The organism is Lacrimispora brassicae (genome assembly GCF_054772055.1).
In genome coordinates, this window is sequence record NZ_BRYH01000036.1 from 13,391 (window position 1) to 27,340 (window position 13,950).

A 13,950-nucleotide genomic window follows, 5' to 3' on the forward strand; every position below is an offset into this window, starting at 1 on the left:
TATATGGACGGTGGCGATTATGCAATACAACGATTTACTTCCATTGAGGCCAGTGCGCGGATATGGATTAGGTCAAAAAGGGAGGGATCTTGGAATACATGGGTCGAAAAATGATTAATTTAACCACGTTTATAAAGTACATCAACTATATATGTATAGGTTGCCGCTGATTTTGCAGTCACCGCAACTCCAGTACTTGTTAGAAAATAAATCAGCGCAGTTGTAGTAGAACTATAAGCGATCATGGGTACTCTTGCAATTATTTCCTTTCCAGTGGGATACCCACTTAATGTGGTTATATCAGCTGTACCGGAATAACCCAATGGACTCTTTGCATCAGTTGCGGTAGTAACCGTACCAGTAAGTCTAACTTTATCAATTATATCACTGGTATTTGCCTTGTTACCTAAATTGCTATTTAACTTAGATATCTTCTCATCAACAATAACATTATTGCTATTTAACTCTGATATCTTCTCATCAATAATAACATTATCATTGACAAAATCCTGTCTTACCGGCTTATCCGATGCTTCCCACATATTTAATCCTAATGATGTTTTATTTGTACTTGACATATTACTTCTCCTCTTTTAATTTGAATTTTTCTTCTTTGATTTCTTTAGCTGTAAAACTATTTTATTCATTTTCCTTTAAACAACTCTGGCATAAATCTTATTTTAAACATTTATTTAATAAAAGAAGGAATTCAGCAATATCTATTGATGACCAATCTTTCATTAATATACAACTAATACCACGTTATCGGCTCATTATGGCATAAAATATTTACCGCTTATCACGTTTATTCTGATCATTTAACTGTTACATACATTGCTACGAAACAATCTATGATCCTATACGTTATCCTTCTTACACTTCGAACATATGTTCTTTTTTGTCGACATCTGGATTATAATACTCTCGAAGCCTGTTGTCAATATAATTCGAACATATGTTCTATTTTAGTAAATTTAAGGTTACCATCTAAGGTTACAGTTCCTCCCCAGCCAGCCAGAAAAATTGCATAAACAGACACTAAAAAATCCCTAATTTTGCTCTTAGGGATTTTTAATGTATGTTTATGCATAGTTTCTTGATATCATATTGATAATAAAAACGAATTTTAACTAAAGAAAGAAAGGCGCATACCAAATTCAAACCGATACAGCAGCATTTTTTACCGTCCGCCTGGAATATAGGAATCCAATATCGCTTTGTCCTTTCTCACCACATACCCGCTTCCTCCCCGATCCTTTACATCCTCTGCCATACTGACCAGAAGAATGGGAGTCTCCAGCTTGGTATCTGTTGTAAAGACAGCAAACCAGCCAAGCTCCGTACCGTTTGTGTCGTCTTTTGATGCCTTGATCTCAGCCGTTCCCGTCTTTCCTGCAAGCTCCATATCATTCCGGTATGCTCCGTGACCAGTCCCGTATTCAGAACTGATTACTTTACTGAGTGCTGTCCGTATCCTGTCCGCAATTTCCGGAGAACATACACCCGGCAGCCAGACTTCCGCACCCGGCTCCGCTTTGTATTGCAGATACGGCTTGATTACATTTCCACCATTGGCAAACATGGTATAAAGCGACGCTAAGTGTATAGGATTTACCAACATCTGCCCTTGTCCGTATCCGCTGTCAGCCAATTGCACCTCGGTTTCGATCCGTTCCGTATTGGAATATTGAGACTTTGTTACGGATATGTCAAAAGGAATCTCCTGATTAAATCCCAGTTTATCCAGACCTGACATGAAATCATCATAGCCGATTTTTAAGGCCGCCTTTGCAAAATAAATATTGTCCGAATAAATAAATGCGTTTTCCAGTATGGCAGGGCTGTAATCATGAAGGGTGGTAACATAATAATTTCCCCAGCTTTCATCCTTTCTCCAGCTTAACCCTTCCTTTCCAAAATCCTCATTAGGATCAATGGCTCCAGTGGAAAGCCCGATGGCACCGGTTATGGGCTTAAAAGAAGATCCCGGGGCAAATCTCTGACGGAACCGGTTGAACATGGGCTTTCTCTCATCATCATTTAAAGATGCCCATGTTTCCTCAGACATTCCAAGAATAAAATCATTGTCATCGTAGGACGGCGTACTGACAAGGGCCAGCACTTCGCCGGTATAAGGATTCATGGCCACTGTACAGCTCTTATCCTCTTTGAATGCCTCATAAATTTCAGACTGAAGGGAGCTGTCAATGGTCAGGGTAATATCCCTTCCGTCTGACCGCGGCTTTGCGGCCAGGGTTTTCTTCAGGACTCCGCTGGAATCAGTAATGGAAACCGCCCGTCCATTGGTCCCTTTCAGCTCTTTCTCAAACAAGGCCTCCATTCCGCTCCTTCCAATAACACTGTCAGAAAGATAGTCTTCTTCCGGATGCTTTTCAAGATCCTCTGCCGTCACATTCTGGACATATCCCACCAGATGGGCTCCGCTCTCCCCCAAGGGATAATAACGGACTTGCGTATCTGTGATCAGGACTCCCGGCACAGCCAGAAGCTCATCCTGGAATTCCTTATTTTTAACATTCTCCTCCCGTGGCTCCATGGAATTTAAATTCAGTTCATCTATTTTTTTAATGGTCTTTAACGGTACAAACGAATCTTCTTTTACCCACTTGGCAGATAATTTCTTTTTGATTGCATCCACCGACATCCCAAGGAGGTTCCCAAGGTTCTCTAAATCCCCCTCAGAATCCCCACTCATCTTTCCAGGAACCAAACCCACGGAAGAAGCGGTGCCTTTCCCTGCAAGAAGCAGTCCATTCCTGTCAAAAACACTTCCTCTCAGCGCCTTGTCCGTTGATACCCTCACTTTATCGGTGCGCCCCAGCTCCGGAAAGATCACGGTGTCATTCCACACCATCTCATAGCCCTTTTTCTTCTCCTTCCGGAACTTTACCTGATTGCTGAAGCTGATTTCCCCTGCAATACTATTAAGGCTCATGGTGTAACTGACCGCCGCCTCCCCGTCTTTTTCCTCTACCTGCTTCATCTGGGCGGTTATTCCGGAGGCCTCGATTCCTTCGTAGATATTTTTATGCCTGGTGATAAAATCCTCTTCACTGATATTTATATGGCTCTGCTCATCCAACATCCCATACATGGCCTGATAGTCTGCCCTGGAAAGACACTCCACGTATTCCAGGAACAACGCATCCGGCTTTTTCCTTGACGCTCCGAATTTCCCCTGTATCCGAAAGAACAGGGCTGCTCCTGCCAGGCCGGCCAGTAAAATAAAAAGTGTGCAAACAATACTGAATAAAAATCTCCTCTTTCTACGCCTCATAGCATACCCCCTGTCAATCCGTCCGCTTAATCCGTCCGCAGATTATTGGACACGCCGGAAGCAGTCCCAGTAAGGATATTAGCGGGATCTTCCAGATGAAAGTAATAATTCAAAATTCCTTTTCCTACTCCAACCACATTGCCGGAACTGTAACCATTGGCGATCCGCACCGTTATGGCTATCTGAGGGTCCTCAAACGGTGCATATCCTATGAAAAGCCCGTGGTTTGGCCGGGTTTTGGATTCCTCTGCAGTTCCGGTCTTTCCGGCCGCATTGATTTTCAAGTCTTTTAAGGTTGCATTGGTTTTCACCAGCTCATTCATACCCTTAGCAACGTCATTCCATACGTAGCCCGGAAGGGATACGTTATTCTGAAGCTTTGGATTGAAGGACTGGACCGTATTGTCCTCTGAATCTGTTATTTTATAAATAAGAGAAAGGTCATAGCTGGATCCATGGTTGGCCAGGGTCGCAGTATACCGTGCCATCTGCGTGGTCGTATAGTTATGGGTTCCCTGTCCGATGGAAGAAGGGATAGCAAACTGATCCGTTACATGAGGTTCTGCTTCTCCGATCTCAATGCCTGTCTTCTTATCCAGATCCAGCAAACCGGCATATTCCTGCAGTTTATTTAATCCCTTCCCTTCCGAAAACAGACCATCCTCTTCAGTTCCCAAGCGGTATGTAATTTCAGACAGATAAACGTTGCAGGAATTTTTAAGAGCATCGGCACTGGAAAGTATGGGACCGTGCCCTGACCGCTTCCAGCAGCGCAAAGGCGGCTGTACCTTATCAAATACACCGGAGCATACTACGCTGGTATCTGTAGTGATGACCCCTTCGCTCAGTCCTGCAATGACCGTTACCGGTTTAAAGGTGGATCCCGGAGCCGTCAACTGGCTGGTTGCCCGGTTAAATAAGGGCAGGGATAAATCTGCGGCAAGCTTCTCATAGTAGGGCGTGTCCATCTGATTTGCCAGCCGGTTGTTATCATAGCCCGGATAGCTTACGCAGGCCAGCACCTGTCCGTCCTGGGGCTGGACCACAACGGCTGACCCGGAACAGGGATTTAAAGCCAGTTGGGCAGGAGTGATCTCCAGATTTTTTATCTTTTTGCGTATGAACTGCCAGGCATTCATCTGCCCATTTAAAAGAGGGGCATAATCCGGGTCCTCTTTTGATAATATTCCCTGCTCATAAAGGAGCTTTTCCACATCCTCCCCGGTCAGAGTTCCTTCCGTTATCATTGCCTGAAATATCAGTAAATCAAAACCGGAATCTTTCTTTAAGCCGTCCATGATCATTTCTTCAATCAGGCTTCTGCTGTTGTCAAGTGTCATATATTTTTCAGAAGCTTCCACCTGGCTTAAATCAATCCAGCCATTTGCAATGCAGTCGGAAAGATACTGCCGGAAGCTTTTTTCCTTCCGGTCCCAGGCTCCGCTTTGTTCCGAAATAGTTTTATTCTTCCTTACTGTATCCAGAAGATAATCATAATAGCCTTTTACCTCGCTGCTTAAGGAGTCATACCCGGACCCCGAGACATCAAAGGAATCAAAAAATCCTTGAAAAACCTGCTCTTTCTTGTCAGCAAACCGCTCATAGACGGCTTTCTCCAGATCCGTTGCATCCGCTTCCTGAAACCGTCCGGTATCAATGACATGGTTCTTTATTAAGGCAAAATACACTTCATCCGATGAAATCCGGATCTGAGAGGCATCGGCTGCTTTTGGCATGTCCGCCCTTTTGCTCTCTTCCATATTGGCAAGGAGGATTCCGGCAATCTGCTGTTCCAGCATCTGATAAACAGCATTCTGTAAATCCATGTCAATGGTCAGGTAAACATCGTTTCCGGTCTGGGGCATACTGGTAATTTCCGGGTCTGATTTCCTGTTTCCCACTACGTCCGTATAAAACTGTTCCATACCATCCCGTCCCCGAAGCCCACCTTCCATGGATTTTTCAATTCCGCCTTTTCCTATCATGGACTGGTTCGTGTAAACAGCACCTTCCCGATTCCCTGCTTCCAGTTCCTCGGCGGAAACCGGCCCTGTATATCCCAATATGGAAGAAAGGCTTTCTCCTCCATAATAAACGCGGACGCTGCCTTCCTGAATATCCGCCCCCGGCAGGCTGCGTTTCTTTTCCAGCACTTCCACCATAGCTTCCTCAGACACATCCGAAGCCACCAGATAAGGAAGATATTTACGGTATGAATTCAGGGATAAGCCGTAACGGATGTTGGCTATCTCCAGAATCTCCTTAGGCGTAAGGGTTTGGGGCAGTCCGTATTGCCCCTGTTCCTCTTCTGTATAAGCAGCCTCAATCAGGAACTTTTCCTTGCTGCTTATTTTTTTCATGAGTTCATCCGCTGTTACGGATTTTTCCCCATCCGTCAGTTCATCCACCGAGTTTTTCCCATAAAAGTCTGCCTTGAAACGGCTGAGCTTCCACCCTTCATCGGTAAACTCATAGTTTCCCTGTTCATCCACAGATATGGGCAGAACTGTATTCAGGTTGTCCTCATCCTTGACCAGGCAGATCAACTGATAGGCAATTCCGTTCAAGGACCGCTGGCGCTCTTTCGATGACTTGTAATTCTGGGAATCCTCCAGGGTAATATCATAGGAAAGCCGGTTCGAAGCCAGTAATTTTCCATTCCTGTCATAGATGTTTCCACGGCTTCCGGAAAGTCTCTGAGTCTTCATAATGGAACTCATAAACTCTTCCTGATTCGCTGCCCCCTCCATAATCTGAAGACGGTACAGCCGGAAAATAAGCACCAGAAACAGAAATCCGAAAATAACGCACAGGATTGCCAGCCTTGGAATCCGGTCCATTAATTGAAGTCCGGAAAAATTCATATTTTTCCATAATTTATGATTGCGCAATATAGTTCTCCTTTAATCTTACATTTGTAAGATTTTATTATACACGGATTTTGTTCTGATGTAAACTTTTTTTTATTAATCCCATCTGCTCACTGTAAAAAACACTATACTTGCGAAGCAATTTCAGCGTGCTTTTACTATATTTGTATTGAGAAAAGTGAGTCTTTTTGTTAAAATTTAATTAACAACTTGTCAGAATGGCTTAAATCCACTGACATCTCAATTAAAATATTAAATGGGGGTAGAATCATGAAAAATGTGAGACTATTAATTGCAACAACTGTTCTCTCCATGGCAATGAGTTTTTCTGCGTTTGCCGGACAATGGAATCAGGATGCCAAAGGCTGGTGGTACCAAAATGATGACAGTACCTATCCGGTAAATAGCTGGCAATGGATTGATGGAGATGCAGACGGCGTATCTGAATGCTATTATTTCAATGAAAATGGCTATTGTCTGACCAATACCACAACTCCCGATGGAAAAACAGTGGATGCAAACGGAGCACTTGTCATTTCCGGCACAGTGCAGACAAAAACCTCCGGCAATTCCTCTGCAAACACCACAACGTCAAACGGTAATACGGTAACTGCCACGCAGCCGGCTCAGGATACCACTCAAAGCACTGCTGCCGTCAACAATAAAGAAAAGATGGTATGGGTATCCAGGACAGGCACAAAATATCATTCAAATCCAAACTGCAGTAATATGAAAGGCCCGGCCCACATGACACAATCCGACGCGGAAGCCCTTGGGAGGACTCCCTGTTCAAAATGCTATTAATGTACCGGTAAACCAATCATGAAATCCAGTATTTGTCGCTTCCGGTCACGATCCTTGTATAAAAAAGGAATCTTCCCTCCTTTTATCCTCCCCACTCATAGATCCCCGAAGGAGAGAATAAATATAAGTAATATTCATAAGTAAAAAGAAAGGAGGGAACCATGGCCCAAACCGATAATTTCTATACCCTGAAGGGCTACTCCCTTTTGGAGCATACGCAAATCACCTCCTCCATGGAAGATTATCTGGAAATGATATGCAGAATCCATCGTGACGGCCAGCCAGTCCGCATCAAAGAACTGGCGGAATGCCTCCATGTAAAGCCTTCCTCCGCTTCTAAAATGACCGGGAACCTAAGGAAACAGGGACTGGTGCGCTTTGAGAAATACGGCACTGTTTCCCTGACAGAGGACGGCCTGGAGCTGGGAGAATATTTATTATTCCGCCACGAAGTCCTCCGCCGTTTTTTCTGCTACATCAATCAAAATTCCAATGAGCTGGAACAGGTGGAAAAGGTGGAGCATTTCATCGAACCGGAAACTGTGTATAATATTCAAAAATGGCTGGATAAATTCACATAGACAGGCTTGTGTGATTTTATAATTCATCGTATACTATAGCATAACACGTACATTTCTAAGGAGGACAAACACATGGATAAGATTAAAATGACAACCCCCATCGTCGAAATGGATGGGGATGAAATGACCAGGATTCTCTGGCAGATGATCAAAGACCACCTTCTGCTGCCATATATTGATTTAAAGACAGAATACTATGACCTGGGCCTGGAATACCGTGACGAGACAAACGACCAGGTGACCATTGACTCCGCCAATGCCACAAAAAAATATAAGGTTGCAGTCAAGTGCGCCACCATCACCCCCAACGCAGACCGGGTTAAGGAATACGGCTTAAAAGAAATGTGGAAAAGCCCCAACGGTACCATCCGGGCGATCTTAGACGGAACCGTGTTCCGCGCTCCCATTGTTGTCAAGGGAATCGAACCATGTGTGATCAACTGGAAAAAGCCCATTACCATAGCAAGACATGCTTACGGTGATGTTTACAAAGGATCTGAAATGAAGGTCCCGGGAGCCGGAAAGGTGGAGCTTGTCTATACCGCTGAGGACGGCAGTGAAGAGAGGGAGCTGGTTCATTCCTTTAACGGCCCTGGAATTGTACAGGGAATGCACAACTTAAATAATTCCATTGAAAGCTTTGCCAGAAGCTGCTTTAACTACGCCCTTGATACCCGCCAGGATTTATGGTTTGCCACAAAAGACACCATTTCCAAGAAATATGACCATACCTTCAAGGACATTTTCCGGGAAATCTTTGAAGCTGACTATGAGGACAAATTTAAGGAAGCAGGCATCACTTATTTCTATACCCTGATCGACGATGCGGTGGCCCGTGTCATGAAATCAGAAGGCGGCTATATCTGGGCCTGCAAAAACTACGACGGCGATGTGATGAGCGATATGATATCCTCTGCCTTCGGCTCCCTTGCCATGATGACCTCTGTCCTGGTATCTCCCCATGGGGACTACGAATACGAAGCTGCCCACGGAACCGTACAGCGCCATTACTACAAGCACTTAAAAGGGGAGGAAACTTCCACAAACTCCGTTGCAACCATCTTCGCATGGACCGGGGCTTTGAGAAAGCGGGGGGAACTGGATGGAAACACGGAACTGACCGCTTTTGCAGACAAGCTGGAACTGGCTACCATCCACACCATTGAAGCCGGTGAGATGACAAAGGATCTGGCCCTCATCACCACCATTTCAAATCCAACGGCATTAAGCAGTGAAGAATTTATAAAGGCCATTGCAAAAAGGCTGTAAGAACTGCCGCCATACCATAAATCCAATCGGAGAAAAAGCAGCGATGACATTGCAGCAACTGAAGTATTTTATTGAAATCGTGAACTGCGGTTCCATCAACAAGGCGGCGGAAAGCCTTTTTATCTCCCAGCCCAGTCTGTCAAATGCAGTGAAAGACTTAGAAGCAGAGATCGGCGTGGAGCTTTTCACCAGAACGCCAAAAGGCATCTCACTGACCATGGATGGCGTGGAATTTCTGGGCTATGCCCGCCAGGTGACTGAGCAGGCAGGCCTTTTAGAGCAGCGCTATTTAAGCAGGAAGCCTTCCCGCCGCCTTTGCTCCATCTCCACCCAGCACTATGCCTTTGCCGTAAACGCATTTGTAAACATGGTCCAAAAAACCAATGCAGACGAATATGAATTTACCCTGCGGGAAACGCGGACCCATGAGATCATCGAGGATGTAAAGACCTTACGGAGCGAGCTTGGCATTCTGTACATGAATCCCTTTAATAAACGGGTGCTGGAAAAGCTGCTGCATGAAAACGGCCTGACCTTCCATCCCCTGTTTACCGCAAAGCCCCATATTTTTGTCAGCGCATCTAACCCCCTGGCAAAAAAAGAGTACGCCACCCCTGACGACTTAGAACCCTATCCCTGCCTTTCCTTTGAACAGGGGGAATTCAACTCCTTCTATTTTTCAGAGGAAATCTTAAGCACAGCCTTCAGCAGGAAAATAATCCGGGTCAGCGACAGGGCGACTATTTTCAACCTTATGATCGGTCTTAATGGCTACACCATCTCAACGGGGATCGTAAGCGCGGACTTAAATGGGGACAACATTACGGCAGTGCCCCTTCACATTGACGATTCCATGGAAGTGGGCTGGATCGGACATAATTCCATACAGCTCACCAAACAGGCGGCAATGTACCTTGAGGAATTAAAGCAGGTGATCGCCCAGTACGATGTTCTCATGGATGAAAAGGTATAGCTAATAGCTATAACATAACATAGAATAATGACATTACCCTATATGCCCTCTTTTGTATTACAATGGTTCCATCAAACATTCAGGAGGGCTTTTTTATGAGCAAAAAATTTCAAACCGTGGGCAGCTTTCTCCGCCCGGAAAAACTGCTGAGCTATAAACATCAGATTGAGCACCGTGACGACATAACCTACCCGTTCTATGATGAGTTTCCAGGGTATGAGGAATGCGAATATGAAGCCACCAAAGACGTGGTTCATAAGGAAATCCTCCACGGGCTTGAGATCATTACAGACGGCGAATACTCCAAGTCCATGTGGCACTTAGACTTTGTCTGGGGGTTAAAGGGCATCAGCCGGTACATTGCGGACCATGGTTACTTTTTCCGTGACAAGGATGAAACTCAAACATACGAGACCCGCCGGGACATCGGCCTGGGCATTACCCAGCCCTTAAGCGGCAGGAATCACCATTTTATTAAAGTTTTTCAAAGGCTGACAGCAATTGCTGACGGCAGGGAGACAAAGCTCTGCATTCCTTCGCCCTCACACATCTTTGGAGAACTTTCCTGGTCAGACAACATCGGTGGCAAGGATTCCGTCTATTCCACACCTCAGGAGTTAAAGGCAGGGCTGGTTGAAGCCTACAAGGAATTCATCACGGAGTACGCAGCAGCAGGGGGGGAAATCCTGCAGATGGACGATTGCCTGTGGGAAATTTTCGCCGATGACAACCCCAACTCTCCCTATACAGGCAAAAACATTGATCAGGAAACAGTTCAGGCCCTGGCAAAGGAATTTATTGACATCAACAACACAGTGATTGACTTCGGCCACAGCCTTGGGCTGAATATGTGGACTCACAACTGCCGCGGCAACTATGATTCCCGAAACATGGGAGGCGGCTCCTACTTAAAAATTGCCCGATTATTCTTAAAACAGTTGAAATACGACCGCTTTTTCCTTGAGTGGGATGACGACAGGGCCGGTTCCCTTGACGCCCTTTCCGTATTTAAGGACAACCCCCGTGTAGAAATCGTGCTGGGACTTCTTTCAAGCAAAACCAACAACCTTGACGACGAATCCCGGGTCATCAGACTGCTTGACGAAGCGTCCCAAATCATTCCCAAAGACCGTCTGTTCCTCTCCCATCAGTGCGGCTTTGCCTCCTGCGACGGCGGCAATGAACTGACTGAAGACCAGCAGTGGGCAAAAATTGACCAGGGTCAAAAGATCGCCCTGGAATACTGGGGCGAGTAATAAGGAAAGGCAGGGAGCCGGAAAAGAAATCTGCAGGCATTGACCAGTCATCTGTTTTCTTTTTTCTTTCAAGAGGTAATCAAATTATGGAATACAAACCAAAAGAAATCCTGTTAAAAAACGGAACTCCCTGCATCTTAAAAAGCCAAAAGGATTTAATGGTCTGTGCCGTGGTAAACGGAGAAATCGTTGCAAATTCCGGAATCAATCCCATTGGAGCCACGGAACGTTACTCCCACCGGGCCTCCTTAGGCATCTCCACATGCAAGGCATACTGGGGGCTTGGGATCGGTTCCCATCTCCTTGACGCCATCAAAGAAGGTGCCCGTGATATGGGCTATGAACAGTTGGAGCTGGAAGTCGTATGTGAAAATGCACGGGGGCTGGCTCTTTATAAAAAGTTTGGCTTCCAAATCTACGGTACCAGGGAACACTCCTTTAAATACCGGGATGGAAGCTATGGGACTGCCCATCTGATGATGGTAAACCTTTAAAATTTTTCCATATTTTTTTCAAAATCCCTGTTCATATCATTATCAAAATGATATAATGAATATTATTATATAACATCTTGGTAATGGAAGGATCTTTGACATGAACTTAAGACATCTTACTATCTTTAAAACGGTATGTGAAGAAGGCAGCATCACCGGAGCAGCCAAAGCGCTGTCCATGACCCAGCCTGCCATCTCCCACGCCATCAATGAACTGGAAGAATCCGTTGGCTCCCCTCTCTTTAACCGTGTATCCCGCAGGGTGGTCATCAATGAGAACGGAAAATTTTATTTGTCTAAGGTCATCCCTCTCCTGGAACTGTATCAGGATCTGGAAAACTACTCCGGCACCCTGCACCTTCAGGCTCCTCTGCGGATCGGCTCCTGCGTAACCCTGGCTACTTACCTGCTTCCTAAAGTGGTATCCCGCTTTGCTCTTACAAATCCTGATATCCAGCTAAAGGTCACCGTAAACAATTCCCAGGAGATCACAAATAAGCTTCTGAAAAACGAACTGGATATCGGCCTGATTGAGGGCGTCATCCCTGATGAGCAATTGGAGAAGATCCCTTTTTCCTCTTATCCCATAGCAGTGATCTGCGCCCCCGGCCATCCTTTTGCAGAACGCCTTGCACAGCCGGTGGCACTGGACCGTCTCATTGAGGAACCCCTGCTGATGAGAGAACAGGGCTGTACCCTTCGGGATACCTTTGACTGCTCTCTGGCTCTGAATAATTTATCGGCACAGCCCCTCTGGTCCAGCACCAACTCGGATGTGATCCTTCAGGCGGTAAAGGAAAAGATCGGGATCGGTATTGTTCCCAGGATTTTTGCCGATGAGTCCTTAAAAAAAGGGGAAATCGTTGAAATAGAGGTGAAAAACCTGGATATCAGTTGCATGAACCATGTGGTATTTCATAAGGACAAGTTCCAGACGGAAGCATTCCAGGCGTTTATCAACCTGGTATTATTCGACTAAGGGTGGCTATGGGCAAGAGAAGTTCTGCCATACCCTTGAGAGGCCATGTAATCCGGCACAAACAAAAGGAAGCGCCGAAAAATGACGAAACCAGGGTCATTTTTCGGCGCTTCTGTTTTATGATTCCTTCTCAGCCAGAATCTTGTCAATGCTGACGATCTTCACACAAAGGGCGAATAATTCCATTGCCAGGATCAGATCAGATAAAGGAGGATAAGAGGGAGCAATGCGGATATTGTTATCCCGCGGATCCTTTCCATAGGGATAAGTAGCTCCTGCTCCGGTCATGACTAAGCCGGATTTCTTGCATCTTGCCACAACGGTCTTTGCACATCCGTCAAGAGAATCAAAGGAAATGAAATAGCCGCCTTTTGGACTGGTCCATTCCCCGATTCCAAGGCCTCCCAGCTCTCTTTCCAAAATCTGGATCACTGCCTCGAATTTCGGCCTCATGATATCTGCATGCTTTCTCATATGCTCTACCATACCGTGAATATCTCCAAAATACCGTACATGGCGAAGCTGATTCACTTTATCATGGCCGATGGTCTGGATCTTTAACTGCTTCATAATATCCACCAGGTTGTTCTGGCTGGCCGCAATGGCTGCGATGCCGGAGCCTGGGAAGCTGACCTTTGAGGTGGAGGCGAATTTATATACCATATCCGGATTTCCGGCTCTCTTACACTCTGCCAGGATCTCAATGAGATGATCCTGGTCCCGGTCGTACAAATGATGGATCGTGTAAGCATTATCCCAGTAAATGCGGAAGTCTTTGGCAGCCGGCTTTAAGCGGGCAAAACGGCGCACCGTATCATCGGAATAGGAAATCCCCTGAGGATTGGAGTATTTGGGAACGCACCAGATTCCTTTGATGGAATCATCCTTTGCCACAAGCTCTTCCACCATATCCATATCAGGACCTGTAGGGGTCATAGGAACATTCACCATCTCGATCCCAAAGTATTCGGTTATGGAAAAATGTCTGTCATACCCAGGGACCGGACAGAGGAATTTCACCTTATCCAGTTTGCACCAGGGAGTGCTTCCCATAACGCCGTGAGTCATGGAACGGGAAACCGTATCATACATAACGTTTAAGCTGGAATTGCCATAAATAATGATGTGGTCAGGTGCTACCTCCATCATGTCGGCAAGAAGCTCTTTTGCTTCCTTGATCCCGTCAAGGACCCCATAGTTGCGGCAGTCTGTGCCGTCATCACAGGTCAGATCATCATTGCTGCTCAGCACATCCATCATTCCCATGGATATATCCAACTGCTCCGTGCTGGGCTTTCCTCTGGACATGTCAAGCTTTAAGTCCTTGCCCTGAAACTCCTTATACTGCATGGAAAGCTGTTTCCTTAACTCCTGTAACTCTTCCTTTGTCATCTCAACATACGGCTTCATAGATTTCATTTTCCTC

At 45.7% G+C, this 13,950-nt stretch carries 11 protein-coding genes; 7 read left to right on the forward strand and 4 right to left on the reverse strand.

Going from position 1 to position 13,950, the window contains the following annotated elements; all coding sequences use genetic code 11:
- Positions 1-119: 119 nt before the first annotated feature.
- The 3 genes from ACYVD3_RS17485 to ACYVD3_RS17495 form a co-directional block, all read right to left on the reverse strand.
- On the reverse strand, positions 120-578 hold the full coding sequence (locus ACYVD3_RS17485; RefSeq protein ID WP_460643769.1) for a hypothetical protein: 459 nt from the start codon (positions 576-578) through the stop codon (positions 120-122).
- A gap of 602 nt (positions 579-1,180) precedes the next feature.
- Complete coding sequence (locus ACYVD3_RS17490; RefSeq protein ID WP_460643770.1) at positions 1,181-3,298, reverse strand: penicillin-binding transpeptidase domain-containing protein; 2,118 nt, start codon at positions 3,296-3,298, stop codon at positions 1,181-1,183.
- Between the two features lie 26 nt (positions 3,299-3,324).
- Positions 3,325-6,189 (reverse strand): penicillin-binding transpeptidase domain-containing protein, encoded by a 2,865-nt coding sequence (locus ACYVD3_RS17495; protein WP_460643771.1) that lies wholly within the window; start codon positions 6,187-6,189, stop codon positions 3,325-3,327.
- A gap of 249 nt (positions 6,190-6,438) precedes the next feature.
- On the opposite strand from ACYVD3_RS17495, the gene ACYVD3_RS17500 reads away from it, so the two are divergent.
- From ACYVD3_RS17500 to ACYVD3_RS17530, 7 genes are all read left to right on the forward strand, one after another.
- Complete coding sequence (locus tag ACYVD3_RS17500; RefSeq protein WP_460643772.1) at positions 6,439-6,972, forward strand: hypothetical protein; 534 nt, start codon at positions 6,439-6,441, stop codon at positions 6,970-6,972.
- Positions 6,973-7,133: 161 nt separating this feature from the next.
- Positions 7,134-7,553, forward strand: coding sequence for a metal-dependent transcriptional regulator (locus ACYVD3_RS17505; RefSeq protein ID WP_460643773.1), 420 nt, complete (start codon positions 7,134-7,136; stop codon positions 7,551-7,553).
- Positions 7,554-7,625: 72 nt separating this feature from the next.
- On the forward strand, positions 7,626-8,822 hold the full coding sequence (locus ACYVD3_RS17510; RefSeq protein ID WP_460643774.1) for an NADP-dependent isocitrate dehydrogenase: 1,197 nt from the start codon (positions 7,626-7,628) through the stop codon (positions 8,820-8,822).
- A 43-nt stretch (positions 8,823-8,865) separates the two neighbouring features.
- A complete protein-coding gene (locus tag ACYVD3_RS17515) occupies positions 8,866-9,795 on the forward strand; it encodes a LysR family transcriptional regulator (protein WP_460643775.1) in 930 nt (309 codons plus the stop codon).
- Positions 9,796-9,890: 95 nt separating this feature from the next.
- On the forward strand, positions 9,891-11,051 hold the full coding sequence (locus ACYVD3_RS17520; protein WP_460643776.1) for a cobalamin-independent methionine synthase II family protein: 1,161 nt from the start codon (positions 9,891-9,893) through the stop codon (positions 11,049-11,051).
- A gap of 86 nt (positions 11,052-11,137) precedes the next feature.
- A complete protein-coding gene (locus ACYVD3_RS17525) occupies positions 11,138-11,545 on the forward strand; it encodes a GNAT family N-acetyltransferase (protein WP_460643777.1) in 408 nt (135 codons plus the stop codon).
- Positions 11,546-11,645: 100 nt separating this feature from the next.
- Positions 11,646-12,524 carry a LysR family transcriptional regulator gene (locus ACYVD3_RS17530; protein WP_460643778.1) on the forward strand — a complete coding sequence of 293 codons (879 nt, stop codon included), beginning with the start codon at positions 11,646-11,648 and terminating at the stop codon, positions 12,522-12,524.
- Positions 12,525-12,641: 117 nt separating this feature from the next.
- Here ACYVD3_RS17530 and ACYVD3_RS17535 read toward each other — a convergent pair whose 3' ends face one another.
- Complete coding sequence (locus ACYVD3_RS17535; RefSeq protein ID WP_460643779.1) at positions 12,642-13,934, reverse strand: aminotransferase class I/II-fold pyridoxal phosphate-dependent enzyme; 1,293 nt, start codon at positions 13,932-13,934, stop codon at positions 12,642-12,644.
- Positions 13,935-13,950 lie beyond the last annotated feature (16 nt).